General features: G+C 39.2%; 26 protein-coding genes. 15 read left to right on the forward strand and 11 right to left on the reverse strand.

The features are described 5' to 3' along the window. Positions 1-3 precede the first annotated feature (3 nt). Genes FBD94_RS21890 through FBD94_RS21920 form a run of 7 tightly spaced genes read left to right on the forward strand, consistent with a single transcriptional unit; the run spans position 4 to position 5,821 of the window. Positions 4-1,377: an NADH-quinone oxidoreductase subunit N gene (locus FBD94_RS21890; protein WP_131609454.1), complete on the forward strand. Its 1,374-nt coding sequence runs from the start codon at positions 4-6 to the stop codon at positions 1,375-1,377. A gap of 45 nt (positions 1,378-1,422) precedes the next feature. Further along, the gene (locus FBD94_RS21895) at positions 1,423-2,085 is read left to right on the forward strand and encodes a DedA family protein (RefSeq protein ID WP_136881786.1); all 663 of its coding nucleotides are present in this window, start codon (positions 1,423-1,425) and stop codon (positions 2,083-2,085) included. Positions 2,086-2,087: 2 nt separating this feature from the next. Continuing rightward, a complete protein-coding gene (locus FBD94_RS21900; protein ID WP_131609450.1) occupies positions 2,088-2,639 on the forward strand; it encodes an inorganic diphosphatase in 552 nt (183 codons plus the stop codon). Next, positions 2,640-3,956, forward strand: coding sequence for a hemolysin family protein (locus FBD94_RS21905; protein WP_131609448.1), 1,317 nt, complete (start codon positions 2,640-2,642; stop codon positions 3,954-3,956). Between the two features lie 10 nt (positions 3,957-3,966). Beyond that, positions 3,967-4,671, forward strand: a complete 705-nt coding sequence (locus FBD94_RS21910; RefSeq protein ID WP_136881787.1) for a 16S rRNA (uracil(1498)-N(3))-methyltransferase — start codon at positions 3,967-3,969, stop codon at positions 4,669-4,671. After that, positions 4,668-5,321 (forward strand): DUF4159 domain-containing protein, encoded by a 654-nt coding sequence (locus tag FBD94_RS21915; protein ID WP_136881788.1) that lies wholly within the window; start codon positions 4,668-4,670, stop codon positions 5,319-5,321. Before FBD94_RS21910 ends, FBD94_RS21915 begins: the two co-directional genes overlap by 4 nt. Positions 5,322-5,323: 2 nt before the next feature. Beyond that, entirely contained in the window at positions 5,324-5,821 is a 498-nt protein-coding gene (locus FBD94_RS21920) for a biotin/lipoyl-containing protein (RefSeq protein WP_136881789.1), read from the forward strand. A 153-nt stretch (positions 5,822-5,974) separates the two neighbouring features. Here the strand turns inward: FBD94_RS21920 and FBD94_RS21925 are convergent, their stop codons facing one another. Beyond that, on the reverse strand, positions 5,975-7,567 hold the full coding sequence (locus FBD94_RS21925; RefSeq protein ID WP_136881790.1) for an SUMF1/EgtB/PvdO family nonheme iron enzyme: 1,593 nt from the start codon (positions 7,565-7,567) through the stop codon (positions 5,975-5,977). 222 nt (positions 7,568-7,789) lie between these two features. Between FBD94_RS21925 and porV the strand changes: the two genes are divergently transcribed. Next, on the forward strand, positions 7,790-8,977 hold the full coding sequence (porV, locus tag FBD94_RS21930) for a type IX secretion system outer membrane channel protein PorV (protein ID WP_136881791.1): 1,188 nt from the start codon (positions 7,790-7,792) through the stop codon (positions 8,975-8,977). A gap of 76 nt (positions 8,978-9,053) precedes the next feature. Continuing rightward, on the forward strand, positions 9,054-9,536 hold the full coding sequence (gene ispF, locus FBD94_RS21935; RefSeq protein ID WP_131609437.1) for a 2-C-methyl-D-erythritol 2,4-cyclodiphosphate synthase: 483 nt from the start codon (positions 9,054-9,056) through the stop codon (positions 9,534-9,536). 323 nt (positions 9,537-9,859) lie between these two features. Here ispF and FBD94_RS21940 read toward each other — a convergent pair whose 3' ends face one another. From FBD94_RS21940 to FBD94_RS21970, 6 genes are all read right to left on the reverse strand, one after another. Next, positions 9,860-10,738: a pirin family protein gene (locus tag FBD94_RS21940; protein WP_136881792.1), complete on the reverse strand. Its 879-nt coding sequence runs from the start codon at positions 10,736-10,738 to the stop codon at positions 9,860-9,862. 46 nt (positions 10,739-10,784) lie between these two features. Next, positions 10,785-11,315 (reverse strand): YceI family protein, encoded by a 531-nt coding sequence (locus FBD94_RS21945; RefSeq protein ID WP_136881793.1) that lies wholly within the window; start codon positions 11,313-11,315, stop codon positions 10,785-10,787. An 89-nt stretch (positions 11,316-11,404) separates the two neighbouring features. Further along, on the reverse strand, positions 11,405-11,995 hold the full coding sequence (locus FBD94_RS21950) for a Crp/Fnr family transcriptional regulator (RefSeq protein ID WP_136881794.1): 591 nt from the start codon (positions 11,993-11,995) through the stop codon (positions 11,405-11,407). Positions 11,996-12,221: 226 nt separating this feature from the next. Beyond that, positions 12,222-13,409 carry a hypothetical protein gene (locus tag FBD94_RS21960; protein ID WP_136881796.1) on the reverse strand — a complete coding sequence of 396 codons (1,188 nt, stop codon included), beginning with the start codon at positions 13,407-13,409 and terminating at the stop codon, positions 12,222-12,224. Position 13,410: 1 nt separating this feature from the next. Then, complete coding sequence (locus tag FBD94_RS21965; protein WP_136881797.1) at positions 13,411-14,235, reverse strand: type 1 glutamine amidotransferase; 825 nt, start codon at positions 14,233-14,235, stop codon at positions 13,411-13,413. Further along, positions 14,236-15,342, reverse strand: coding sequence for a carboxylate-amine ligase (locus FBD94_RS21970; RefSeq protein ID WP_136881798.1), 1,107 nt, complete (start codon positions 15,340-15,342; stop codon positions 14,236-14,238). It abuts the gene before it with no gap. Positions 15,343-15,539: 197 nt separating this feature from the next. Between FBD94_RS21970 and typA the strand changes: the two genes are divergently transcribed. Both typA and FBD94_RS21980 read left to right on the forward strand, forming a co-directional pair. After that, entirely contained in the window at positions 15,540-17,339 is a 1,800-nt protein-coding gene (typA, locus tag FBD94_RS21975) for a translational GTPase TypA (protein ID WP_131609422.1), read from the forward strand. Positions 17,340-17,432: 93 nt separating this feature from the next. Next, a complete protein-coding gene (locus tag FBD94_RS21980; RefSeq protein WP_136881799.1) occupies positions 17,433-18,332 on the forward strand; it encodes an FkbM family methyltransferase in 900 nt (299 codons plus the stop codon). On the opposite strand, the gene FBD94_RS21985 is transcribed toward FBD94_RS21980, so the two are convergent. Continuing rightward, complete coding sequence (locus FBD94_RS21985) at positions 18,307-19,788, reverse strand: polysaccharide biosynthesis C-terminal domain-containing protein (protein ID WP_136881800.1); 1,482 nt, start codon at positions 19,786-19,788, stop codon at positions 18,307-18,309. The genes FBD94_RS21980 and FBD94_RS21985 overlap by 26 nt on opposite strands. A 107-nt stretch (positions 19,789-19,895) precedes the next feature. On the opposite strand from FBD94_RS21985, the gene FBD94_RS21990 reads away from it, so the two are divergent. The 4 genes from FBD94_RS21990 to FBD94_RS22005 are packed head-to-tail and all read left to right on the forward strand — an operon-like array spanning position 19,896 to position 23,843. Continuing rightward, on the forward strand, positions 19,896-20,909 hold the full coding sequence (locus tag FBD94_RS21990; RefSeq protein ID WP_136881801.1) for a glycosyltransferase: 1,014 nt from the start codon (positions 19,896-19,898) through the stop codon (positions 20,907-20,909). 8 nt (positions 20,910-20,917) lie between these two features. Continuing rightward, positions 20,918-21,820: a glycosyltransferase gene (locus tag FBD94_RS21995; protein WP_136881802.1), complete on the forward strand. Its 903-nt coding sequence runs from the start codon at positions 20,918-20,920 to the stop codon at positions 21,818-21,820. Beyond that, positions 21,820-23,088, forward strand: coding sequence for a glycosyltransferase family 4 protein (locus FBD94_RS22000; protein ID WP_136881803.1), 1,269 nt, complete (start codon positions 21,820-21,822; stop codon positions 23,086-23,088). Before FBD94_RS21995 ends, FBD94_RS22000 begins: the two co-directional genes overlap by 1 nt. Then, positions 23,085-23,843, forward strand: coding sequence for a glycosyltransferase family 2 protein (locus FBD94_RS22005; protein WP_131609411.1), 759 nt, complete (start codon positions 23,085-23,087; stop codon positions 23,841-23,843). Before FBD94_RS22000 ends, FBD94_RS22005 begins: the two co-directional genes overlap by 4 nt. Positions 23,844-23,861: 18 nt before the next feature. On the opposite strand, the gene FBD94_RS22010 is transcribed toward FBD94_RS22005, so the two are convergent. From FBD94_RS22010 to FBD94_RS22020, 3 genes are read right to left on the reverse strand one after another with little or no spacing between them, the layout of a single operon-like run. Then, complete coding sequence (locus FBD94_RS22010; protein ID WP_131609409.1) at positions 23,862-24,551, reverse strand: YjjG family noncanonical pyrimidine nucleotidase; 690 nt, start codon at positions 24,549-24,551, stop codon at positions 23,862-23,864. A gap of 29 nt (positions 24,552-24,580) precedes the next feature. Beyond that, positions 24,581-25,225 carry a uracil phosphoribosyltransferase gene (gene upp / locus FBD94_RS22015; protein ID WP_131609407.1) on the reverse strand — a complete coding sequence of 215 codons (645 nt, stop codon included), beginning with the start codon at positions 25,223-25,225 and terminating at the stop codon, positions 24,581-24,583. Further along, the gene (locus tag FBD94_RS22020) at positions 25,206-26,240 is read right to left on the reverse strand and encodes a DUF7033 domain-containing protein (RefSeq protein ID WP_136881804.1); all 1,035 of its coding nucleotides are present in this window, start codon (positions 26,238-26,240) and stop codon (positions 25,206-25,208) included. The genes upp and FBD94_RS22020 overlap by 20 nt, the downstream gene beginning before the upstream one ends. Positions 26,241-26,249 lie beyond the last annotated feature (9 nt).

The raw sequence follows: 26,249 nt of genomic DNA on the forward strand, positions 1-26,249 counted from the left end.
GAAATGAATATCATTATAACAATAACTGTTACAGCTTTAGTGGTGCTTTACGCAGGTTTGTTTAAAGCTAAAAAAGCGTTATTACCCATTACCTTACTTGGTTTACTTACCTCGTTGGCTTTTGTGGCTACAGGCTGGAATGCCGATCACAGCTACTATGGCATGATGCAAATGGATAATTTTGCATTAGCATTTACCGGAATAACGGTATTTGGTACTTTACTTATATTTTTACTTACTCAAAACTACTTTGCTGCAGACAGCGAAAATATTGCGGAGTACTTTACCTTGATTCTTTTTGCCCTTACAGGTATCGTGATCATGGTTTCTTATACAAATATGTCGATGTTGTTTATCGGCGTAGAAATCATGTCGGTGAGTTTATATATCCTTGCGGGTATACGTAAAAGTAACTTTGCCTCTAATGAGGCTTCATTAAAGTATTTCCTGATGGGTGCATTCTCTACAGGTTTTCTTTTATTTGGGATTACGCTGATTTACGGTGCAACAGGATCTTTTGATCTTGGAGTAATCAATCAGTATTTGGTGACCAACTATAAATCAATTTCTCCGATGTTTTATCCGGGGATCATATTGCTAATGGTTGGCTTATGCTTTAAGATTGGTGCAGCTCCATTCCACTTTTGGACGCCTGATGTATATGAAGGTGCGCCTACATTGATTACTACATTCATGTCTACCATCGTTAAGACTGCGGGTTTTGCTGCATTCCTTCGTTTGTTTGCGGGTACTTTTGCGCCTTTACATGATTTCTGGATGCCACCATTGATGGCTATCGTATGTTTAACCTTGTTAATCGGAAACGTAACGGCCTTGTTCCAAAAGAACTTTAAAAGAATGTTGGCCTATTCGAGTATCTCACATGCGGGTTATTTGTTATTCTCACTAATTGCTTTAACTGCAAATTCGGCTAACAATGTATTGGTATATGCTGCTGCTTATACTTTTGCAACGATCATTGCTTTTGCGGTTTTAATTTTGGTGAAGCAGAAGACTGGAAACGACAATTTCGATAGCTTTAATGGTTTGGCTAAACGTAATCCATTTACGGCGCTAATATTGACTATAGCGATGCTTTCGCTTGCAGGTATTCCGCTTACGGCTGGGTTTATCGGGAAATACCTGATGTTTTTAAATGTGATGAAGGAGTATCAGGTATATCTGGTTGCTTTTGCTATTTTAAATGCACTGGTAGGTTTCTATTATTATTTTAGAGTTATTGTGGCTATGTATTTCAAAGAAGGTAGCGAGACGGAATTACAAACACCTTTTCAATACCAGTTGGTGCTTGTTTTCTCGGCTTTGATTACCATATTTTTAGGGGTATATCCAGCGGTAATTTTAAATTTGATATAGGCTTTTCTATTGATAATTATTTGTAGTTTTACGAATAATTGAAATATGCACGATTTCTGGACCACATTACAGCACTTCATTGATCCCGAAAAATTACTTAGAGAAGGTGGTTTTTACGTTGTAATGTTCGTGATATTTGCCGAGACAGGCTTGTTCTTTGGGTTTTTTCTACCTGGAGACTATCTTTTGTTTCTTGCCGGTATGTTTGTAGCCACAGGCAAATTGGATGTAAATATCTATGTCCTGATTTTTGGTCTGTGTGTTTCTGCAGTTTCAGGCAATTTTGTAGGGTATTGGTTTGGTCGAAAGACGGGCCCGGTATTGTATCATCGGAAGGAGTCTTTCTTCTTTAAACGCCGTTATTTAAAGGCTGCAGAGGAATATTACAATAAGCAGGGAGCTTTTGCACTGATTATGGGTAGATTTGTACCCATCGTTAGAACTTTTGCACCGATTTTTGCTGGTGTAGTAAAATTGGATTTTAAAAGATTTGCCTTGTACAATGTTGCAGGTGCATTAATATGGATAGCTTCCTTAACTTTGCTTGGTTATTTTCTGGGCAAAAGATTTGAAAAAGAGATTAACGATTATTTATTATATATAATTATAGGTTTTATTGTCATCACTTCAATTCCGCTGATTTACACCTTTGTGAAAAAGAAAGTGGTTAAGGATGGCAATGATGAATTATCAAATACTGAACAATAAAAATGAGTAAAGACGACCATCACCCGTGGCACAGTGTATCTCCAGGCCACAATGTGCCAGAGATAGTGAATGCAATTATTGAAATCCCTAAGGGATCAAAAGCGAAATATGAAATTGATAAGGATTCGAATCTAATTAAATTAGACCGTGTTCTTTTTTCTTCTGTAATGTATCCTGCAAATTATGGCTTTATCCCGCAAACTTATTGCGATGATAATGATCCATTAGATATTCTGGTACTATGTTCTGTGGATGTTTATCCTATGACCATTATTGAAGCCAAAGTTATCGGTGTAATGCACATGGTAGACAATGGTGAGCAAGATGATAAGATTATTGCGGTAGCTAAAAACGACATGTCAGTAAACTACATCAATGACCTTGCGGAATTGCCTCCACATACAATGAAAGAAATCGTGAAGTTTTTCCAGGATTACAAAGCTTTGGAAGAAAAACAAGTAACAATTGAACATTTACTTGGAGTGCGTTACGCACACAAAGTAATACAAGAAAGCATGGAGCTTTACGACAAAGAGTTTAGAAATAAATCTTAAATGGAGTTATTCAAAATATTTTTTACCTTTTTTCTGGTCGCCCTAAACGGCTTTTTTGTTGCTGCTGAGTTTGCAATTGTAAAAGTTCGGGCTTCTCAGATTGAGATAAAAGCTAAATCCGGGAGCCGTGTTGCTAACATCGCAAAACACATTACCCAGCATTTGGATGGGTATCTTGCCGCAACACAGTTGGGAATTACCCTGGCCTCTCTTGGTTTAGGTTGGGTGGGTGAGTCTGTTATGCACAGTCTTGTGCATGACTTGCTGATCAATTTCCAACTTTCTGAGGTATTGATAACTTCTATTTCAACCGGATTGGCCTTCTTGTTCATTACGGTAATGCACATTGTTTTTGGAGAATTGGCACCAAAATCTATTGCCATCCAAAGACCAGTGGCTACCACATTGTTTATCGCCCTGCCACTTCAGGCATTTTATTGGTTGTTTAGACCTTTTATATGGGTGCTAAACGGTTTTGCCAATATTGTCTTGAAAGTATTTGGTATCTCTACTATTGGCGGACATGATTCTGTTCACAGTACCGAAGAGCTTTACTATTTGCTGGATCAGGGAAAGCAAAGTGGCGCATTAGACACGAATGAGCATGAGCTGATTAAAAACGTTTTTGATTTTAATGAGCGTGTAGTAAAAAATATTATGGTTCCACGTACTAAGATTTCTGGTGTAGAGCTTTCTACCCCTAAAATGGAAGTCGTTGAAATGATTATTTCGGAAGGATATTCGCGCCTGCCTGTATACGATGATATTATTGATAAGATTATCGGTATTGTGCATGCTAAGGACATCCTTCCGTTGTTGGCTCAAAATAAGGACTGGACGTTAAGTGACATCATTAGAAAGCCTTATTTTGTTCCTGAGACTAAAAAGATCAATGATCTGTTGAGTGAACTTCAGCAAAAACGCATTCAAATTGCTATTGTAATTGATGAGTTTGGTGGGACTGCCGGTATGGTTACCCTTGAAGATATTGTAGAAGAAATTGTTGGCGAAATACAGGATGAGTATGATGAGGAGAAGCCTACAGTAGAAAAGATATCTGATACCGAATTTATCATTAATGCTTACGCTACAGTTTATGATGTAAATGAGCACCTCCCACACGACCTTCCAGAGGATGAAGATTTTGATACTGTAGGTGGATTGGTATCTCATGCTTTTGGTAAAATACCTGAGGTTGGAGATAGCGAAGAATGCTATGGCTACTTGTTTACGATCTTAAAAAAAACAGAACAAAATATAGAGACCATTAAGCTGGAGTTGGTGATCAATAAAAGCGATGCGATAGACTTACATTAAAATCAAACCAATGCATGTTTTTTATACCCCGGATATCAGCTCCAACGAGTATGTTTTAAATGAGGAGGAGAGCAAGCATTGTACTAAAGTTTTGCGCTTGGGTACCGGTGCAATGGTTTACTTGATTGATGGTATTGGCGGTCTTTATAAGGCTGAAATTACAGGGGAGCATAAAAAGCATGTGAGCCTTAAGGTGGTGGAAGCAAAGCATGAATACAATAAGCGTAATCATCACCTGCACATTGCAATTGCACCCACCAAAAACATAGACCGCTTAGAGTGGTTTCTGGAGAAGGCTACTGAAATTGGTATTGATGAAATTACCCCAGTTATTTGTGATCGATCGGAGCGGAAAATCGTTAAAGAGGACCGCCTGTATAAGGTCATCACCTCTGCAGTAAAGCAATCGCTGCAAGCTTATCACCCGGTATTAAATCCCCAAATTAGCTTGTCCACTTTTCTAAAACAAGCTAACGATAGCGTTAAAATGATTGCGCATTGTTTGGATAATGAACCAAGGCAGTTTATTGCCGAGGTAACCAGACCAAAGGAACGTTACACGATCCTTATTGGCCCCGAAGGCGATTTTACAGGTGCTGAAATTGAATTGGCTTTGCAAAGCGGCTATAAACCCTTAACTTTAGGTAATACACGATTAAGAACAGAAACCGCGGCCCTGGCTGCTTGTTTTGAAGTGAATTATTTAAATAGATGAGGGGACGGTTTTTACTTCTTTTAACAGTTGTGCTGCTGAGTAGTTTCTGGGTGCCTACCTATAAAATAGCGAAGTTGAAATACAATGGTGGTGGCGATTGGTATGCCAATCGTACGGCATTGCCAAATCTGATTGAATTTTGTAATCAAAACCTTAAAACCAATTTTGCCCCACAAGAAGCAATTGTGGAAGTAGGTAGTGCTGATATTTTTAATTACCCCTTTGTTTATCTTACCGGACATGGGAATGTGGTTTTTAGTGATGCTGAGGCTGCTAATCTCCGTAAATATTTAATTGGCGGTGGTTTCCTCCATATTGATGATAATTATGGCCTGGATAAGTTTATCCGTATAGAGATGAAAAAGGTCTTTCCTGAATTGTCATTTGTAGAATTGCCAGCCAACCACAGTCTATACAACCAAAAGTTTAAGTTCCCTAATGGGCTTCCTAAAATACACGAACATGATGGTAAGCCTGCTAAAGGATATGCCTTGACATGGCAGAACAGGATTGTTTGTTATTACACATTTGAATGCGATCTAGGCAATGGTTGGGAAGATTTTGGCACCTATCCTGAGGATACTCAGGAAAAGCGGACAAGCGCACTTAAAATGGGTGCAAATTTAATTCAGTATGCATTAACACAATAACTATGAATGTAAAAGTAAATGACCGATTTAATTTTGATGTAGAACTTGAGCAAAAGCTATTGAAAGTAGATGGTGTGGAGTTACAGATTGATTCGACAACACTTGCAGATGGCCATACACATGTTATATACAATAACAAATCATACAATATAGAATTGGTTTCTGAGGATAAGGCAGAAAAGAAAAGTGTGGTTAAGGTGAATGGAACACTTTATGAAGTGGCCATTGAAGACCAATACGACCTGTTGCTTAAGCAGCTTGGCCTTGACAATACAAAGGCTAATAAGATGCTGGAAGTTAAAGCACCGATGCCTGGTTTGGTATTGAATATCATGGTTGCAGAAGGACAGGAAGTGAATAAAGGGGATAACCTATTGGTATTGGAAGCGATGAAGATGGAGAATATCCTTAAATCACCAAGTAGTGGTACGGTTAAGAAAGTTCTGGTTAATAAGGGCGTTAAAGTCGAGAAAAACGAGGTGCTGATACAGTTCTCTTAAATCGGTCGTCATCCTGAATTTATTTCAGGATCCCTCTTGGCTATGTTTTTGACTAACTGGTGCGAGATCCTGAAATAAATTCAGGATGACGAAGCATAAAAAAAGCTGCGCTTCATTTGAAGCGCAGCTTTTCTTGTTTATAATTCGGTTGGATTATCTTCCTTTGAAACCTCTAGGTGGTTTGTTTTTAAACTGAGCTTTCCCTGCTGGATGAATTTCAGGTGCACCTAGCATACTCATTGCGCAACGGAAACCGATATCTGCTGAGGATTCGTCTTGTTGCAAAAATCTTCTGCTTGCAGGATTAAGCCATAGTGCCTGATCATTCCATGAGCCGCCTTTATATACCTTTGATTGGTTGTTTACCAAGGTAATCTCACCATACAATTCGCTTTCTGGATCTCTGTAACCACGTTGATCGGCATTGAAGGTTTTTACAGAATCAGGTTTTGCTGCTGCTGCTTGTTTTTCTGCCCAGGTTTGTTTTTTTGCGTTTAAGGCATTGATCATGACAGGTCTGTTGTACTTGTCAACAGCAATCTTACCCGTAACTGCATCAATGATCTTTTTATCCTGGTAAAGGTTACCCCTGAATGGGTTGAAAGCCTCTGCCGCTTCGAATGTACTCACACGGTAGGTATCTCCAGTCCATTCATTTACGTTTCCAGCCATGTTGTAAAGTCCGAAATCGTTTGGTGTGTAGGATCTTACAGCAACAGTAATTGCTCCTTTATCATTTAATGAACCACCAACACCCATATAATCACCTTTAGTTCTTTTAAAGTTGGCCAGTATCAATCCTCTAGTGCTTTTCTTAGCCGAGCTTAAGCCTAAGCCGCTCCATGGATATATTTTATTGTCATTGATGTTTTCATATTGAGTATTACCAATAAGTCCCAATGCAGCATATTCCCATTCCGTTTCCGTAGGTAAACGATAAGGCTGTTTCAAAATACCGTCTTCAAGTCTTACATTTCTGGTTGCCATGTTTTTGCCGGTGGCTGCTCCTGCACTGGAAGGGTTTAAATCTTTCATTGCTCTTTTCCCCTTATCATCGATCTGGTCGTTTAAATAAGTTCCAGTACTAAAAGGTCCGGTAGATTTGGGGCCAGCTGCAGCATTTGCGTTAGCGCCGGCACCATTAGCTCTTGCAGTACCACCGTTTAAGTCTCTAAAGCTGGTCATATAACCACGCTCGCGAAGCAACAATTCGTTAACCCTATCTGTTCTCCATTCGCAATAGCGTGCTGCTTGTTCCCAGCTCACACCAACTACTGGATAATCCTGATAGGCAGGATGTCTTAAATAATTATCTACGTATGGCTCATTATAAGAAAGTGGTCTACGCCAAACCAATGTATCAGGTAGTTCAGTGTAGTAATATTCGTAATCTTTAGGGAAGTTGGTACGTATCCAGTTTAGATACTCTAACCAGTTGGTGTTAGAAACCTCAGTTTCGTCCATATAAAAGGAGTTAACTGTAGTTTCCTTTTTATGGTTGTAATTGCCTAATTCTTGTCCGGGTACATTAATTGCACTACCACCAACTACAAAGGCACCACCCTCAATCTCCACCAAACCGGGGCCTGGGCCACGTCTGTATCTATTATTTACCGCAAAACCGCCATATTCCTGTTTGTTGTAGGCCATTCCCGTTTTATCTGATGATCCTGATTTAGATTTACAGGAAACAAAAGAGGTAATAGCCATTACGGAAATAAGTGAAAATAAGGATGTTTTTTTCATTTAATGTAGTATAAATCTATCTATAAGCGTTATCGTATGAGGTTAAATCACCTTTAACATTACTAAGAGTTAAAATTACACAAAAAAAGGATTACGCTGCAAGAACATAATCAATAATTTAAAATAAGGAGTTAATTTAAAACTATAGAAGGACACAATACTTTGAAATTACTCCTTACTATGTTAACTTGCGTTCAATAATTGTTAAATTATTCAGAGCTGATGAATTTAGGGCGCTTCGTTAAAACTGCTTTATGTGTATTTTCTTTGCTTGCAGTTTCTAAGGATCTGTCTGCCCAGGAGGTGCAACCTGGTACCCTAACTAATGGCAGTGTGACCAACAACATTATTACAGGTGTGCCTTTTTTACTCATCACACCCGATGCCCGTTCGGGAAGTATGGGAGATGTGGGGGTAGCTGTGCAGCCCGATGGGAATGCAATGGCTATAAACCCCTCTAAATTAGCCTTTTTAGACAAGAAATATGGTTTTGCGATTTCTTACAGTCCTTGGCTAAAAAGTCTTGTGCCTGATGTAAACCTGACTTATGTTAGCGGCTTTTATAAGCCGAATGAAAAAACAACAATAGGTGGCTCTTTGCGATATTTTAACCTCGGAGAAATCCAGTTGACCGACGTAAATCAGCAGGATTTGGGTATTTACACACCTAGTGAATTGGCTGCCGATATTACTTATGCCCGACAGCTGGACGCCACTTTTTCCTTAGGGACTTCCTTAAGATATATTTATTCCAATCTTACTTCGGGCCAATTTTCGGCAGGACAGCAGGTTAGTCCAGGTAGAGCGGTCGCTGTTGATGTTTCTGCTTTTTTTAAAAAGCCTACTATATTTTTGGGCACTGATGCAATTGTTTCTGCGGGACTTAACATTTCGAATATTGGTACAAAGCTCAGTTATTCGGATAAAGGGAATAGTTATTTTCTGCCCACAAATCTCAAAATTGGTGGTGCTTCAACTTTTCTGATTGATGATTATAACCAGTTTACTTTTGCATTGGATTTTAATAAATTATTGGTGCCTACCCAACCTATCTATGATGCAAATGGAAAAATTATTGCCGGCGAAGATCCCGATCGCTCGGTGCCTGCCGGTATTTTTGGTTCCTTTAATGATGCTCCGGGCGGCTTTAAAGAAGAGATAAGAGAAATCAATATTGCTGCCGGCATGGAGTATTGGTACAATCAGCAATTTGCTTTAAGGATCGGTTACTTTTACGAAAGTCCGACTAAAGGAAACAGGCGTTATTTTACCCTTGGAGCTGGTTTAAAGTATAATGTGTTTAATATTGATATTGCCTACCTGGTCGCAAATGTGCAGAAAAGCCCCCTGGCCAATACGCTAAGGTTTAGCATGCTATTTAATTTTGGAGCTGCAGGAAACCAGCCTTAATAATTGCGCTAAACCCGACGAGGGTGTAATAGAACGCGTGTAATAGAAAGAGTGTAAAATAGAAAATACGTAAAGAATGAAAATTAAAGTAGGTTTTGGATTTGATGTACACCAGTTAAAAGAAAACCATCCATTTATAGTTGGAGGGGTTAATTTGGAACATCATAGTGGGGCTTTTGGGCATTCGGATGCCGATGTATTACTACATGCCATATGCGACGCATTACTTGGAGCTGCCAACTTAAGAGATATAGGCTATCATTTTAAAAATACCGATCCTCGCTGGAAGGGAATCAGCAGCCTGATCTTGCTACAAGAAACCGTTAAACTATTAACCGATAAAGGTTACGAAATAGGTAATATCGATGCCATGCTGTGCATTGAGGCACCTAAAATCAATCCTCATATTCCTGCTATGCAACAGCATATTGCTGAAGCAGCGGGGATCTCAACTGAAGATATCTCCATAAAAGCGACTACCAATGAACAAATGGGTTTTATTGGTCGTGAAGAAGGTGTTGTTGCTTATGCAGTGTGCTTAATTCAACGTGAAAAATAACCGTTCTCTTCAACGGCTGCATTAATCGCCGAAGAAGCGAAGAACGCTGAGGCCGTTTCTGAGAAGGTAATTTTTCTTTCACAATAAGGATAAACGGAACTGCTTTGAGAACTTAGTTATTCCTATAAATGAAAAAGGCAATGCCCCGGAATAGATTCCGGGGCATTGCCTTTTTTTCTTGTTACTAGAACGAGGTTTCTGTCTTTTTTACCCCCTTCTAGGTCTGTAGTAAGCAAAGAAATTACCTTCTCAGAAACGGCCTCAGCGTTCTTCGCCCTTCAGCGAAGCAATGCAGCCGTTGAAGAGAACGGTCATTTCTTCTCTTATTCTTCTTCCAAATACCCAAACTTACCTTGATTATAATCACTAATAGCCTGTTGTATTTCTTCCGCTGTGTTCATCAGAAACGGTCCGTATTGCGCAATAGGTTCATTAATAGGTTCGCCACTAAGGATTAAAACCACACTATCTTCTAAAGCTTCAATTTTAATTTCCGTGCCCTCATTTTTAAAATGAACAAATTGGTCTGTTTCAGCTACTTCAGCATCATTCACCTGTATCCGGCCTTCAATAATCACAAAGCCAGTATTATACGTTGCGGGGAAGCTAAACTCCGCTTTTCCACCTTTGTTTAGGCGTGCATTGTACACATTAATGGGGCTGAAAGTACTGGCAGAACCTTTGGTATCCTGGTATGTTCCGGCAATGACTTCAATGGCATCACCATCATCAGATAAAATGTGTTTGGCAATATTTTCATGTTTAATGCCCTGATATTTTGGCGGACTCATTTTATCCTTGGCTGGTAAATTAACCCATAGTTGCACCATCTGAAAATCACCCCCCTTTTTACTGTATTCTGCTTCGTGAAATTCTTTATGCAATATTCCTCTCGCTGCAGTCATCCATTGTACATCGCCAGGATAAATTACGCCACTATTGCCAGCACTATCGTGATGCGCTACGGCACCGTGATAGGCAATGGTTACAGTTTCGAAGCCCCTGTGTGGGTGTACGCCAACGCCTCTAGGTTCATTTCTCGCCGAAAATCCAATTTTAGCGTTGTAATCAAGCAGAAAAAATGGGCTCATTTTAATTTTGTAACCGCTGGGGAAAAAGTTATGTACCCTAAACCCATCACCAACCATATGTGGTGCCGGCGGACTTAATACAGCCGACACCTGTTTTGTATTTGCTTCCATCTTTTCTCCTTTCTCTTTACAACTGGATGCGTTGTTTCAATTCCACTTAGGCTTGTTTTACGAATTGTAATTCACCTAAAATTCTTACATCTTCACTTACCATTACGCCACCAGTTTCTAAAGCAGCATTCCAGGTTAAGCCGAAATCTGTTCTTTTAATTTTTCCACTTAAGGTAAATCCAGCTTTAGTATTTCCCCATGGATCAGTAGCGATACCACCAAATTCTACATCTAATTTTACCGATTTGGTTACATCCCTAATGGTTAAATTACCTGCTAGTACATAGTCACTTCCGTCCTTTTCGAACGAAGTAGATTCAAAGCTAACTTTTGGAAATTCATCAGCATTAAAAAAGTCGCCGCTTTTTAAGTGCGTATCACGATCGGTATTTCCAGTATCAATTGATCCAGTCTCAGCTTCAAACTTAACATGAGCGCCTTGGAAATCGTCTGATTCAGAAGTTAATGTTGCCGTCAATACATTCATGCTACCAGTTACAGTAGTGATCATTAAATGTTTTACTTTAAATTGTAATTCACTGTGAGTAGGGTCCAAAACCCAAGTTGTAGTTGCCATAATATTGTTGTTTTATATATTTCTTTTAATTAACAACACAAAGTTATGGTGATATGTTTAGCGCTACATTGATGTATGTTAAGAAAGCATTAAATTTTAAAATGCTTATGTGCCAGATCTTTGCGGACCCTACTTAGCGACTCTGGCGTGATGCCTAGATAGGATGCTATCATCCATTGTGGTACCCTTAAGGTAAGATTTGGATAGAGTTTTATAAAATTCAGGTAACGCTCTTCGGCGGTTGCACTTAGGAGCATATTGATCCGTTTTTGCATAAACCTGATAGAATTGTTGAGGATGGTATGGTTTAAATCATGCATGCAGGGAACAATTTTCGCAGCATCATTGATATAATCTTTGGGAATCACTACAGCTTCTGTCCGTTCTATGGCATCAATAAAGAAATCAGAAGCTTCGTTAAAAAGCATCCCATTACGGTCAGATAGCCACCATTGCTCAGGTGCAAACTGTATGATATGTGTTTTTCCTTTGCTATCTATTGAGTAACTGCGCAATAGGCCGCTCATTACAAAATAACCGTGGGCCGAAACTTCACCTTTCATCAGGATCATTTCATTCTTTTCAAAGGTTTTTATTTTTAGTTTGCCGGAAATAAGTTCAAATTGCTCATCTGTGATGGCGACTTTGTTCTGTAGGTAGGCTTTAAATTGCTCCAGCATATAATTTTGGATGAGATCTATTTCTTATTGGGTTCGATATTAGAAAAGTCGACACCGCATTTACAATTCGAAGCACAACCTCCGCTTTTAGGAGATACAGCGCGATATACCATACGACCGACATAAAATATGGCGGCAGCAAATAGTAAAGTCACTAAAATCATTTGAATATCCATATTACAAAAATATAAAGCCCTTGGGCAAAAGGGGTCTGTTAAATGTAAATTTAGCGTTCCATCAAACCGACAGTGCCACCTACCCAGTCAAAATCTTTATTATAGCTTACGCCAATCATTTTACCTCTGCTTAACCTGGTCAGGTTAATACAAAGTTTGGGCTCCTGTCCATCTGGCCATAAATACATCAGCCTGATTTCTACTTTTATACCACCTTCAGGTGCCTGTACTACAGGTTCATAAATCACCTTTCTTTGCAAAATCCAGTTCTGAGGATCCTTTATGTTATGGATATCAGCCAGCGTCACATCAATAATTACATCCTTTCCTGCAAAAGAGAACAAAGGTTTCAATACGTAATTCTCCAGATCCGCAGGGATAGTAGTTAACGTATTTAAAAAATGCGTTTCTGGGACAAACTCAGTTTTGAGAAAAGGCATGGTATACTTGCTGATTCTGTAGAACCAGTTGGGATGGGTAATCCATTCTATATCTAATGCCTCTCGTGGATCAAAGTTGCTTTTAAACAATTCTGTTTGATCCGCAATCTCATCAAATACCAGCCGGTTGTATATTCTTTTTAACTGTACTTTTTTTCCATTTTCCTGATAAAATAGATTTTGTCCTTCTTTAAAGATGTCGGTTAGGCTCAGTATTTTTAGACCAAGAAATTGTTTGGTGATCAAGAAATCGATCAACGTTTTTTGTTCCGGAGCATCTACATCCATCAGGGCCACTTCGTGTGGCTGATGCTTACCTAAAATAATCGATTTAAGTAAATCAATATATTGAGCCTCATTTAGTCCGTTAAAATAGGGGCTTAAATGATGAGGCAGGTCAAATGTCGTTTTGTATGTATTTGCTAAATGCGCCTGAAAGCCATAAAGAGAAGGGAAGCCCTGCATCTCAATTAGTTTAGGCAGCAGATTACCCTGATCGTCTTTGCAAATACCAAAATCGAAGGACAAAAAATGGGGATGGTCGTTCTCGTTAGCTACGTTCCAAGCTGCAGGAATAGCATCATTGGTCAGAGTTTTGAAGTCTGGTTGTTTAATTAAGGCAATGAGCTCTGCTCCGGCAGCAATTAGCTGCTTTTCTAAGGCTTTGGGTATAAATATAGGAGTTTCAGCCACTCTAAAAGGAATTTTTACAAAGCCTTCTTCAAGATTATGGATAAAATTGTTGTACTTTTCTTTAGTAAATAAGGTGTTAAAACTGCTCCTGTAGCGCTCGATCATGTCATCCTTTCTGTAAAGTGTTTATGGCCTCGTTTAAAAAGTTTGGCAAAATAACCTGTTGCGTTAAAGCAATCCGGGTAGGATCATCAATACTATTGAGCATCTCGTTATACTTTTCTATGCCATGGTTTTCGATGATGGTCTTCTTTTTATCCTCCTGAAGCAGATATAATTTTATGCCTATGGGATCGGCCTCCGGGTGAAACTGAGTGCCAACAATCTCTTTTGTAAAACGGATCGACATCACACATCGTTCCAGATCAATATGCGGTCTGTCTTTTTCGAGTGCGAGTACCTTGTTGTCCGTAATATAAAAGGGGGTATGCTCAGGGTTTATCACTTGCCAGTGGCGACTATCAACGGCATAAAAGGGGGTTGGCAGACCATTAAACAAGGGGTCGTTTTTGCCCTCTTCTGTTAAAAACATGGGAAAGATGCCAAAAGCAGGAGACTGCCTTTGGATGACATGGCCGAGCCCGAACTTGCGGCAAGCCATTTGGAAGGAATGACAGATTAGGAAAGCATACTTCTTAGTCTGCTCATTGTTTACATTAAAACTTTCAATTTGTCCCAGCAGATCAAAAAAGTCATTTTCCCATTGTTCACCATCATAAGGGCTCCCGGGGCCACCACTTGAAATGTATATGTCATAATTCAGATCAGGTATTTCGCCTTTCTGTCTCAAGTCAAACACATCAAATGATAAGCTTAGGCCCATTTCGGTCTGATAGCGCAACAAGATTTCGGCTATGCCACGCATTCCCTCGTTGGCATTCCCCTTATTCATATCAATAACGGCTATTTCTATCTTATTCTTATCCGTCATTTACTGCTTTGCTCCAATTAATGTTTGAGTAGTTATATAGTCTACCACAGCTTCAAAGTTGCCAGATTGTTCATAAATGGCTAACTGTCTGTCTGCTCCCGTTCCGTTTTCCAGTATTTTTAACACATAGTTGATCTCATTTCTACAGCCCAATTCGTCTACCACATCATCAATAAAGTCCAATAATTCCAATACAAGGTTTCGGCAGTTTACCTCCATTTCCTTGCCAAAATCAATCAGGTTTCCGTCAATACCGTATCTGGCCGCCCTCCACTTATTCTCATTGATCAATGCTCTGGAATAACTGATAAATTCCATGTTCTGTAAACGCAACTTGTATAGTTTGGCGCATAATGCCTGGAACAGGGCTGCAAAAGCCATCGTTTCCTCGATTAACATCGGACAGTCGCAAATTCTGAACTCTATGGTTTCGAAAAAGGGATGTACCCTAATGTCCCACCAGATTTTCTTGGCATTATCTATACTGTTGGTCTTAATCAGCAATTTCACATAGTTGTCGTAATCCTCAATGCTGTTAAAAGTATCAGGGATGCCTGTACGCGGGAACTTGTCAAATATCTTGGTTCTGTAGGATTTGTATCCTGTGTTCCGACCTTCCCAAAAAGGGGAGTTGGTGGATAAAGCAAACACATGCGGTAAAAAATAGCGCACCTGGTTGGCAATGTGTATGGCTAACTCGCGCGATTGAATGCCTATATGTACATGTAGACCAAAGATCAGGTTAGAGCGTGCTGCTTCTTGCAATTCATTTACAATATTGCTGTAGCGTGGATGCTCGGTGATGAGCTGTTTCTCCCAGTGAGAGAAGGGGTGAGTTCCTGCAGCGCCAATTCGCAAGCCCAGCTCGCCAGCGAGTTGTGAAACGGTGTACCTCAATTCTGAGATCTCCGCGCGTGCCTGTGCTGTATTTTTGCAAATTCCGGTGCCTACCTCCACAACAGCCTGGTGCATTTCTGCCTTTATCTGGTCCTTATGGATTTTTTGAGCCGCCTCCACTATTTTCTGATCATGTGAGCTGAGCTCCCTGGTTACAGGGTCTATCACCATATACTCTTCTTCAATTCCGAGCGTAAAATCGTTCATCATGTTTTTCTTTTTTCAGATTAATGGGCATCCACACGAAGCCTTCCCCAGGATTAAAATTTAGGGATTTTAAATTAGATAAACAATTGTTGGGATCAAAGGATTAAAGGAAAAACTGAATTCTTTACATTCTGTCTTAGCTAATTGCTTGATATATCGATAATAAACCCTATCTTTGCGCCAAAAATCATACGCATTTTATGCAAAAAATTAGAAATATAGCTATCATAGCCCACGTTGACCACGGTAAAACTACACTGGTTGATAAGATCTTACACGCTTGTTCAATCTTCCGTGATAATGAGCAGTCGGGAGATTTAATACTTGACAACAATGATCTGGAGCGTGAGCGAGGAATTACCATCGTGTCGAAAAACGTTTCCGTACAATATAAAGATGTAAAGATCAACATTATTGATACACCTGGTCACGCCGATTTCGGTGGTGAGGTTGAGCGTGTATTGAAAATGGCTGATGGTGTGTTGTTATTGTGTGATGCTTTTGAAGGTGCAATGCCTCAAACGCGTTTCGTAACTCAAAAAGCTTTAGCTTTAGGCTTAAAGCCAATTGTGGTTGTAAATAAGGTAGATAAAGAGAACTGTCGCCCTGAAGAAGTTTATGAGCAAATCTTTGAATTGTTCTTCAACTTAGAAGCAACAGAAGATCAGTTAGACTTCCCGGTAATTTACGGTTCATCTAAACAAGGATGGATGAGTACTGACTGGAAAGTGCCTACTACAGATATTTTTGCATTGTTAGATGCAGTTGTTGCTAATATTCCTCCTGCACCAACCAATGATGGTACTTTACAAATGCAAATCACTTCGTTAGATTATTCATCTTTCGTAGGTCGTATTGCAGTTGGACGTGTACACCGCGGTAGCATCAAAGAAAACCAACCGGTTACTTTGATCAAACGTGATGGAAAAATGGTGAAATCAAGAGTAAAAGAATTATATACTTTCGAAGGTTTAGGTAAAATCCGTACTACTGAAGTAAAATCAGGTGATATCTGCGCAGTTGTAGGTATTGATGGTTTTGATATCGGTGATACTATTGCTGATTTTGATGCTCCAGAGCAATTGCCAGTTATCAAAATTGATGAGCCTACGATGAACATGTTGTTCACGATCAATAACTCACCATTTTTTGGTAAAGAAGGTAAATTTGTTACTTCTCAACGTATCAGAGAGCGTTTGTACAAAGAGATGGAGAAAAACTTAGCCCTTAAAGTGGTTGAGACAGAATCTCCTGATGCTTATTTGGTATACGGAAGGGGTATTCTCCATTTATCAGTACTAATCGAGACTATGCGTCGCGAAGGGTACGAAATCCAGGTTGGTCAGCCACAAGTTATCATTAAAGAAATTGATGGTAAAAAATGTGAGCCAATTGAGACCTTGATCGTTGATGTTCCGGGTGAAGTTGCTGGTAAGGTTATTGAATTGGTTACTCAACGTAAAGGTGAGTTGTTAGTTATGGAGCCTAAAGGTGATTTACAACACTTAGAATTTGAGATTCCTGCACGTGGTATCATCGGATTGAGAAATAACGTATTAACTGCAACAGGTGGTGAAGCGATTATGGCTCACCGTTTCAAAGCTTACGAGCCTTGGAAAGGTACAATTCCTGGTCGATTGAACGGTGTATTGGTTTCTATGGAAAAAGGAAGCACAACAGCTTATTCAATTGATAAATTACAAGATCGTGGTCGTTTCTTCGTTGATCCGGGAGTAGATATTTACGAAGGTCAAATCCTTGGTGAGCACATCCGTGACAATGACTTAGTAATTAACATCGTAAAAGGTAAAGCTTTGACTAACATGCGTGCTTCTGGTACAGATGATAGTCAGCGTATTGCTCCGGCAATTAAATTCTCTTTGGAAGAGGCAATGGAGTATATCCAGGCTGATGAGTACATTGAGGTTACACCGGCAAGCATGCGTTTACGTAAAATCTACTTAACTGAGGCTGAACGTAAAATAAAAGGTAAAAACTAAGCGTTTTTATATTTTATTGATAAATATATGAAGGTGTCCTAAGAAATTAGGGCACCTTTTTTTTATTTAAATAAATAGCCACTATATTTACTTATGAATTTGTTTAGCAAGCTTCAATATAAAGTTAAGAGTCGTTTAAATACTTATAAGAACAAACAACGTTCGGAAAAGCGGAAAGAAACCATATTGGATTATTATGCCAAAAATGAACCGGCTACTCCTGAATTAAAAGCTGCCGTTGCCTATCTTAAAAATCACCCTTTAGGTGTTTTCCAGGATTCATTTACAGATAAATATAATTTTAAGGATGTTGAAGTTCATAAAGACGAATCCAAAAATCTTTTGTGGGTAAATCATGGCGGGCATCGTTTGTATTTTAAGCGGTCATATAATGCCATTACGGTTAAGTTGCTTTACAATGGTTTACTTGCAGAACAGGATCCAGAATCTCCGCACCGCTATACTGCTGTGGGGTTTGATCTTAAACAGGGCGATGTCTTACTGGATGTTGGATCTGCTGAAGGGATATTCTCCTTATCGAATATTGAGATGCTGGAAAAGGCTGTTCTTTTTGAAAGAGAACCAGAATGGGTTGAAGCACTGGAAGCCACATTTGAGCCGTGGAAGGATAAGGTAGAGATCATTTCCAAGTTTGTATCAGATCAGAACGATGCGGATAACATCTGTATCGACACCTTTCTTTCAGGAAAATCTTTTGTTCCGGATTTGGTAAAAATTGATGTCGAAGGGGCCGAAGACCGGGTGTTAAAAGGGATGGAGCTAACCATTACTCAGCATCATCCTAAAATAGCTTTATGTACCTATCATAAGCAGGATGATTTTAATAAATTTAGTAAGTACCTGTCGGAAAGAAATTATACCATCAGCTCTACTAAAGGTGTGATGTTTTTCTTGAGCCCCGGAGAAGCTTTAATCCCGCCTTTCTTTAGGAAAGGACTGGTAAGAGCTATTTTTTCAGGAGATACTGTTTAACAAGGTTGTTAATTAAGCCATTGATATCTTCAGATAACCTAAGGTAGTAAACAGTTCCCCCATACAATAAGGTGATTATTCCCGAGCGCAGGATGGTATCCGCAATAAAGTTGGGGATCGGAGGTATTATGTTCACTATAAAATACACTACTACACCCGTAACGATGGTAAGGGGGGTTCTGTAGGTGTAGGGTTGCATCTTAAACAGAATTAAGATGAATAAGAATCTGAACAGGTTAAAGATAAAGAAGGTAACAGCGGAGGCTACTGCAGCACCGGTTATCCCATAAATTGGGATAAATATCAGGTTTGCACCAATGGTGATCCCTATTAAGGCCACATAGAAAAAAGAATCGTATTTATAAAACCTGGAGGTAGCCAGGATAACTCCATTTACGCCTGTCGAGGCGTCAATTAAATAGCCCAAGCCAATAAAAAATATCACATACTCTCCTGCGGCATACTCGGCAGGAAGGTAATGGTAAATGTTATGGATATTTGCCCAAATCAGTAAAAACAGAAAGAGTGTAGCGATGAGCTGACTGATGCAGCTTTTTTGATATACAGATTTAATTTCCGCCATATTTTCATTTTTCCAGGCTTCAGCAATTACTGTATAGGCAATACTATATAAAGAGCGTGCAGGTAAGCTAATAATCGTTGCAAAAGCAAAAGCTATTGCATAGATTCCTGTACCAGTAAGGCCATAACTTTCAATGATCATATACTTGTCTATGTTTTCGACGATAAATGGGGAAGCGCCGGTTAGTATGCCGAAAAAACAAAGATTGATGATTTGCCTTCTTATAGGCTTGTCAAGGAATTTTAAATTAAGGCTTAAGGACAATTGATTGCGCTTGTACAATCTAAATGCGATCATTCCTGTTGGAATGATGTTACACAAGAGCCATACCCACATAAAAGCCTCAAAACTTACCGATGTAAAGAGTAGCAATAATAAAGCTGCAAGGATAAATATACGTTTGGTAAATTCTCTTAATATCCTACCTGTAGTAGTATCGTAGAGCATTCTAGAGTACAACTCCAGAATATTGAAGAGCATAGTGAAAAAGGTCAAGGGAATTAAATACCAAAAGTAGGTTTCAAAAAGTTGGTTTTCGGAGCTTTTTTGCTGGATAATTTGATCTTTTAAGAAATATGCCGCAATGCAAAACAGTATAAATCCAATAGTAGAAATTAAACAGGCAAGCCCCAGGTATCCATTGTCATGATTTTTAGGGTTCCTAAAATATGGGAAAATCCTTGCTGTTGCATTAAAACCGAGTATGGAAATTTGGGCAAACAAAATTGGAAAAGAGGCAAGGATACTTATTAAACCAACCTGTTCCGGTGAGAGCACGTGTGGTTGTATTAGATAAATGGATAAGAAGCCAATTAAAACACCTAAATATGAGTAGAAGGTTCCTTTTAATGTTTGTTGCTGAATAATGCCCATCCGTAATAAAGATCGTTTTTAATTTAAATATAGCCTATCCTGTTTTGCAAATAAATTTTCCGTCGTTTGTAATATGTGTTTATATGTCGTAAACTTGCCGGGATAAGATGGCAAAGATAACATATAATATTTGTGTGTTAATTGTAACCTATAGTGATAGGTGGCAATTTTTAGAACAGATACTGAGGAGAGTTACTACCCTTGAAAATGTAACAAATGTTATTGTGGTAGACAATGCTTCCATTTATAATGTGGAGCAGAATTGTAAGTTGCTACAAGATAATCGCATTCAAGTTGTTACCCATACTGAGAATTTAGGATCTGCTGGCGGTTACAAAGGCGGACTGGAGTTCTTTATGCAAGAGACTGATGCTGATTTTGTCTGGTTATTGGACGATGACAACCTTCCTAATCTTGATGCCCTCGAAAAGCTAACGGATACATGGAGTACGATATCTCTGGATGACGATCAGAAAGCCTTATTTTCGCTCCGCTTAGATCGGAAAAATCATGTGCAGATCGCACAGGGAGAAGACGCAAATCGCTTTTTATTGGTTGAGAATAGCTTTATGGGCTTTAATTTATTTCGGGCTCCGATTAATAAATACTATAAATTGCGCAGTAAGTTTAATAAGCCTGTAGATTTTAAAGAAAAGGCAGTGATGCCATATGCCGCTTATGGTGGTATGTTTTTTCATAGGCGGATGGTTGATTTGATTGGCTACCCGGATGAAAGTTTTTTTGTGTACGCTGATGATTCTGAATACACTTACAGAATGACACAAAAAGGGGCGACGATATGGCTGGTTCCTGCTAGTCAAATTGTCGATATCGATAAGTCTCAGGGGATTACCTATGTAAAGCATTTCTGGCGATCCGTGTATTTGGATTTATGGAGTTTTAGGACTTATTACCAGGTGCGAAACAGCATTTACTTTTATGCCAGATTTAACGTAACCAATCCTACAATGTATAGTATTAATAAGTGTTTTTTTTTAACGGGACAATGGTTGATCAGTCAAATTACCGCTAAGCAAAAAAACTATAAAAAGTTTTTAGGAGCTATTAATGATGGATTAGCAGGTAGAATGGGGACGGTAAAAGCAGATAAATATAGTTAGATTTGCAAATGCAAAATTTTGCCCCCATAGCCCTCTTTGTCTACAACCGTCCTGTACATACCCAACGGGTAATAGAAGCACTTCAAAAAAATGTACATGCGGAATTATCCGACCTATATATATTTTCTGATGGGGCAAGGAGCGGGGATGAAGATGTCGTTAATGAAGTGCGGGATTTGGTGAAAAAAACGGAAGGCTTTAAGTCCGTAACCGTTGTCGAGAGACCGTCTAATTATGGATTGGCAAAATCAGTGATTAGCGGTGTAACACAGCTCAACAAAGAATATGGACATGTCATCGTTTTTGAGGACGATGTGGTTTCTTCTCCTTATAGCCTAAAGTACTTTAATGATGCTTTAGAAAAATACAAAGACACACCCAAGGTGATGCATATTGGTGCTTTTATGTATGCGATTGATACAAAAGGACTTCCTGAAACCTTCTTTGTGAGGCACATTAGCAGTCAGTGCTGGGCTACATGGGATCGTGCGTGGCAATATTTTGAACCTGATATAGATAAGATCATTCAGCAGTTTGATGAAAAGAAGAAGTTTGCATTCCAGCTAGACGGAGCAATGAATTTCTGGAAACATGTGATGGAATTTAAACATGGTAAAAATAACTCCTGGGCAATCAGGTGGTATGCCTCCGTGTTTTTAAAAGGTGGATTGGGCTTGCAGACATCTGTCTCTATGGTCGATAACATCGGTCATGACGGTTCAGGAGTGCACTCAGAAAAAAGCAATATCTATGCGGTGACTGTTAAACCTGATCCGGTTGCCTCTTTTCCTGATAAAATTGAGGAGCATCCGGAAGCTTATCAGGCCTTGAGATATTTTTTAAAACATAGAAAAGGAAATCTGGTTCAGCGCGGAATTAGGTATTTAAGAAACCATATCCTGAAAGTTTAATGAAGGTTACACTGATTAATACTTCGGATTCTGGAGGAGGGGCACCTGCGGCAAGTCTTCGACTTTTAAAAGCGCTGGCCTCAGAAAATGTAGATGCTGGATTTCTGGTTCAGACTAAAAAAACGACTGGAGCAAATGTTAAAGCGGTCCAAAAAAGTTTCTTCGATAGACTAAGGGCAAAGATTAATTTTTTGTACGAAAGATTACCATTCATTTTCTTCTATGAAAGAGATAAGTCCGTTCGTTTTGCTTTCTCTACCGCAAATGCAGGCGCAAGTATTGTTAATGACCCAATGATCTTAGATGCTGATATTTTACACTTACACTGGGTAAATTCGGGCTTTCTTTCTATTGCCAATCTAAAAGAGCTGGTTAAACTTGGAAAACCTATGGTCGTAACACTGCATGACATGTGGTATTTTACTGGTGGTTGTCATTATGCTGGGACTTGTGATCATTTTATCCGACAGTGTGGGGATTGTTACTTTTTAAAGAAACCTGCTGTAGCAGACATTTCGCATGAAGGATGGTTGCGTAAAGAAGATTTATACGCCTATGCAAACAATATAACCTTTGTAACTTGTAGCAACTGGCTTGAAGGTGTTGCACGACAAAGCGCATTGTTAAAGAAATTCCAGATACGGACTATTCCGAATCCCATTGATATCGATGTTTATTCGCCCCGAGATAAGCGTAAGGCCAGATTAAAATGGAACATTAACCCTGAGGCTAAAATTATTTTATTTGGTGCTGCTAACATTTCAGACAGGCGTAAAGGAATCGATTATCTATTTGAAGGATTACAATATTTACGTGATCAGTATCCAGAATCTGCAGCCGTGGAAGTTGTCATTTTTGGAAAGAACAAGCAGTTTGATGTTACAAAATTGCCTTTCCCGGTTTACGAACTGAATGTAATTACTGCTCAGCAAGATCTTGCCGAAATATACGGGCTGGCAGATGTGTTTGTACTTCCTTCTATAGAAGATAATTTGCCAAATACGGCTATGGAATCCCTTTCTTGTGGAACACCAGTAGTTGCTTTTAATACCGGTGGCTTGCCAGATCTGATCGATCATCAGCAAAATGGCTATTTAGCTGATTTCAAGTCAGCATCTGATCTAGCTAAAGGGATGTACGAAATGCTTTATTCGGCACGTTCAGAAGAAATTTCCTCAAATGCCAGGGCGAAAGTGTTAAACACTTTTACAAATAAAAAGGTCGCACAACAATATATTGAAGTTTATCAATCAATTTTAAAGAAATGACAGCCATGATGCCAACACTCTCCGTGATTACTATCGTTTATAATAATGTAAGGGATATTGAGCGCACGATGCTGTCTGTTCTGAACCAAACTTATCCCAATATAGAGTACATCATTATTGATGGGGCATCAACAGATGGGACAAAAGATATTATTTATAACTATAAGTCGAGGTTAGCTCAGTTTATTTCTGAACCTGATAAGGGCATTTACGATGCCATGAATAAAGGACTTTCGCTGGCTACGGGTGATTATGTGCTGTTTATGAATTCTGCGGATGAGATTTACGCTCCTGAAACGGTTGCAGATGTCTTTGAAACTGCCTCTTCGGCCGATATTTATTATGGTGAGACAGAGATGTTCGATGAACAATGGCAAAGCCTGGGGCAAAGAAGACATCATGCGCCAGAACATTTTAGCTGGAAAAGCTTTAGATACGGGATGAACATTAGCCACCAGGCGATCTATGTGAAAAGGAGTATAGCGGGGCAATTCGACTTGCAGTATAAATACAGTGCGGATATAGATTGGATTATACGTGCAGCCAAAAGTGCATCAAGTATTGTAAATACACATATTTATGTAGCCAAGTATCTGGTGGGCGGAATTTCCAAGAAAAAGCATTTGGCCAGCTTAAAAGAGCGGTTCCGCATTTTCAGTAAATATTATGGACTGATTCCAAACCTGATTAACCATCTATTTATAGCGGCTAATCTGGCACAATATTACATCAGACACAGGAAGACAAACGATTAGTGTTCCTGGTCTTGAAGCTTAAAAGTGCAACATCAACTCTTCTAAATTGGTAATTTGCCATTCTACATCACTAGGCTTTTCCTTTTTTAATGGGTTAAAATAAATGGCTTTAATTCCATAATCCTGTGCCCCACGAATGTCGGCTTCTAAACTATCCCCGATCATAATGCTTTCATGCTTTTCTGCGGCAGCTTTATTTAAAGCATATTCAAAAATAGCCTTGTGTGGTTTGTTTACACCTACATCTTCAGAGATGATGACATTCTGGAAATAGGGGTTTAAGCCAGAAACGTCCATTTTAGTAAGGGTAGTTTCTTTAAAACCATTAGAGATGATATGTAGTGTGTATTTCTCGTATAGATAACCGAGCACCTTTTCTGAGCCCAGAAAAAGATTGGTTTTAGTAGGACTGATGCGCACATAGTCCTCTTCGAATTGCAAAGGAATTCTATCAGGTTTTACACCGAGCTGTCTAAATGTTTTATGAAACCTTTCCGACCTCAGCTGCTCTTTGGTAATTCTACCTACATGATAATCTGCCCACAAACGATGGTTATTCTCTGTATAGGTCGCAATAAATTCCTCACAAGAATTGAGGCCCAGTTGCTCCAGTTTATACAATTGATAAAGCTCTCTTAAAGTTTCTTCTGCATTTCGGTCAAAATCCCAGATGGTATGGTCCAGATCGAAAAATATATGTTTGATCATTTTGTAATGTTTAAAAGGCAGGGAACCTGCTAAACCTTGGCGCCATAAGCCAGATCTCCTGCGTCACCCAATCCGGGCACAATGTACGATTTACTCGTCATTTCTTCATCAATTGCCCCTATCCATAATTTTGCTTTGGGTAAATTTGCCCTTACATGTCTAATGCCTTCTGAGCTGGCAATTGCGGAAACGATATGCAACTCTTTAACTTTATATCTGCCCATCAACTCCTTGCAGCAAAGCACCATGCTCATGCCCGTAGCCAACATTGGATCTACCATGATGACGATTCTATCTGTCAAATCGGGTGAGGAAATATATTCTATAGCGATTTCAAAGTGGCCGCTTTTATGCGCTTTTCGATAAGCCGCAACAAAAGCACAGTCTGCGCGATCAAAAATATCAAGCATCCCTTTGTGCATGGGTATTCCGGCACGGGTAATGGTAGCCAGAACGGGGAGTTCTGCCAAATGTACCGTTTTGGCAACACCTAAAGGCGTTTGTGTTTCTGTATTCTGGTAAATAAGTGTTTTACTGATTTCGAATGCGAAATATGCACCTATTCGCTCCATATTAGTACGGAAACGCATAGGATCCTTTTGAATTTGTTCATCCCTGATCTCAGCGATAAAAACATTTGCAATAGAATTGGTTTTACTGAGGTCGAATATCATTACATGAAGATAAAAAGTAAAAATTACCGTTAACGAGCTTAACGCTGTCTATAAGCTCATTAATTTGTAATAACAAGTCTTCCCTTGTTTTGTTGTTTAATAAAGCAATATCTGTAGCGGCAACAGGATGTAGCAGCAACTGCGTGTTTTTGTCTAGTTGTAAATCGTACCAATAGAAGGGGCTACAGGTGCCTGCTCTGAAGCCAGGATGATTGTGATAATACATGCTGTAATCATTCTGGACTTTGTGTTTTATGAGTTTAACATAGCTTTTGGGGATATGTATGTTTGAACCAATGTGGTGTTCATTTTTTTGAGGAATAAAAAAGCGAGGATTTTGCACAAAGCCATAGTGCTGCATATCCGCTATTACCCGGCTGATGTCGGCAAGTCTTTCCTTCCGCTTGGTTCGTGTCTTGTCTATAAAGGTTCTTAGGTAAGTAATGGTATTGGAAACGATATTGCTGTCTTTTGTTTTCGGGGGTGGATGATCGACGTAAATGGGATCAAAAGAAAAATGTTTGCTTCCAAATGACAGGGATGGGAAGTGTTTTGCCAGGATGTTTTTAAGGATCAAAGCCCATCCATCTATTATAGGCAGCTTTAAAATGTCGAGTTGATATTGTAAGCTGGATTCGGCCGGATAGTGCTTATGTTTTTGATCGCTGATCACTAGGTACTCCTCGTATCGGCTTAAAAAATAAAAGGATGCTGCAAAGACATCAAATGGCAGTGTGCTTTTTTGGACCGGAAAAGGTACTTTGATCCCCCCAAAGGTTGTTATTTTTATCTGCTGTTCAGTTAACTTATGTTCCAGCAGCAGGTTTGTGCTTTTGAAAAACAGTTCCTCGCCAATGGGCTGCGGGGCATAACTGAATTTGGGGAGGTTGGATTTTGTAAACTCTTCTTGATCTTGGGTAAAACCGATCTCGGTCTTCAGTATATCGTTAAATATAAAGCTGAAGATGTACTTTATGCGCGGGCTAAGCTGCGGAACGTAAACCAAAAGTTTCATATCATAAAT

This window comes from Pedobacter hiemivivus (genome assembly GCF_005144565.1).
GTDB lineage: Bacteria > Bacteroidota > Bacteroidia > Sphingobacteriales > Sphingobacteriaceae > Pedobacter > Pedobacter hiemivivus.

Excerpts from the sequence above, each read along its gene's own strand:
- FBD94_RS21890 (WP_131609454.1), top strand. The coding sequence starts at position 4 with ATGAATATCATTATAACAATAACTGTTACAGCTTTAGTGGTGCTTTAC.
- FBD94_RS21895 (WP_136881786.1), top strand. The coding sequence starts at position 1,423 with ATGCACGATTTCTGGACCACATTACAGCACTTCATTGATCCCGAAAAA.
- FBD94_RS21900 (WP_131609450.1), top strand. The coding sequence starts at position 2,088 with ATGAGTAAAGACGACCATCACCCGTGGCACAGTGTATCTCCAGGCCAC.
- FBD94_RS21905 (WP_131609448.1), top strand. The coding sequence starts at position 2,640 with ATGGAGTTATTCAAAATATTTTTTACCTTTTTTCTGGTCGCCCTAAAC.
- FBD94_RS21910 (WP_136881787.1), top strand. The coding sequence starts at position 3,967 with ATGCATGTTTTTTATACCCCGGATATCAGCTCCAACGAGTATGTTTTA.
- FBD94_RS21915 (WP_136881788.1), top strand. The coding sequence starts at position 4,668 with ATGAGGGGACGGTTTTTACTTCTTTTAACAGTTGTGCTGCTGAGTAGT.
- FBD94_RS21920 (WP_136881789.1), top strand. The coding sequence starts at position 5,324 with ATGAATGTAAAAGTAAATGACCGATTTAATTTTGATGTAGAACTTGAG.
- FBD94_RS21925 (WP_136881790.1), bottom strand. The coding sequence starts at position 7,567 with ATGAAAAAAACATCCTTATTTTCACTTATTTCCGTAATGGCTATTACC.
- porV (WP_136881791.1), top strand. The coding sequence starts at position 7,790 with ATGAATTTAGGGCGCTTCGTTAAAACTGCTTTATGTGTATTTTCTTTG.
- ispF (WP_131609437.1), top strand. The coding sequence starts at position 9,054 with ATGAAAATTAAAGTAGGTTTTGGATTTGATGTACACCAGTTAAAAGAA.
- FBD94_RS21940 (WP_136881792.1), bottom strand. The coding sequence starts at position 10,738 with ATGGAAGCAAATACAAAACAGGTGTCGGCTGTATTAAGTCCGCCGGCA.
- FBD94_RS21945 (WP_136881793.1), bottom strand. The coding sequence starts at position 11,315 with ATGGCAACTACAACTTGGGTTTTGGACCCTACTCACAGTGAATTACAA.
- FBD94_RS21950 (WP_136881794.1), bottom strand. The coding sequence starts at position 11,995 with ATGCTGGAGCAATTTAAAGCCTACCTACAGAACAAAGTCGCCATCACA.
- FBD94_RS21960 (WP_136881796.1), bottom strand. The coding sequence starts at position 13,409 with ATGATCGAGCGCTACAGGAGCAGTTTTAACACCTTATTTACTAAAGAA.
- FBD94_RS21965 (WP_136881797.1), bottom strand. The coding sequence starts at position 14,235 with ATGACGGATAAGAATAAGATAGAAATAGCCGTTATTGATATGAATAAG.
- FBD94_RS21970 (WP_136881798.1), bottom strand. The coding sequence starts at position 15,342 with ATGATGAACGATTTTACGCTCGGAATTGAAGAAGAGTATATGGTGATA.
- typA (WP_131609422.1), top strand. The coding sequence starts at position 15,540 with ATGCAAAAAATTAGAAATATAGCTATCATAGCCCACGTTGACCACGGT.
- FBD94_RS21980 (WP_136881799.1), top strand. The coding sequence starts at position 17,433 with ATGAATTTGTTTAGCAAGCTTCAATATAAAGTTAAGAGTCGTTTAAAT.
- FBD94_RS21985 (WP_136881800.1), bottom strand. The coding sequence starts at position 19,788 with ATGGGCATTATTCAGCAACAAACATTAAAAGGAACCTTCTACTCATAT.
- FBD94_RS21990 (WP_136881801.1), top strand. The coding sequence starts at position 19,896 with ATGGCAAAGATAACATATAATATTTGTGTGTTAATTGTAACCTATAGT.
- FBD94_RS21995 (WP_136881802.1), top strand. The coding sequence starts at position 20,918 with ATGCAAAATTTTGCCCCCATAGCCCTCTTTGTCTACAACCGTCCTGTA.
- FBD94_RS22000 (WP_136881803.1), top strand. The coding sequence starts at position 21,820 with ATGAAGGTTACACTGATTAATACTTCGGATTCTGGAGGAGGGGCACCT.
- FBD94_RS22005 (WP_131609411.1), top strand. The coding sequence starts at position 23,085 with ATGACAGCCATGATGCCAACACTCTCCGTGATTACTATCGTTTATAAT.
- FBD94_RS22010 (WP_131609409.1), bottom strand. The coding sequence starts at position 24,551 with ATGATCAAACATATATTTTTCGATCTGGACCATACCATCTGGGATTTT.
- upp (WP_131609407.1), bottom strand. The coding sequence starts at position 25,225 with ATGATATTCGACCTCAGTAAAACCAATTCTATTGCAAATGTTTTTATC.
- FBD94_RS22020 (WP_136881804.1), bottom strand. The coding sequence starts at position 26,240 with ATGAAACTTTTGGTTTACGTTCCGCAGCTTAGCCCGCGCATAAAGTAC.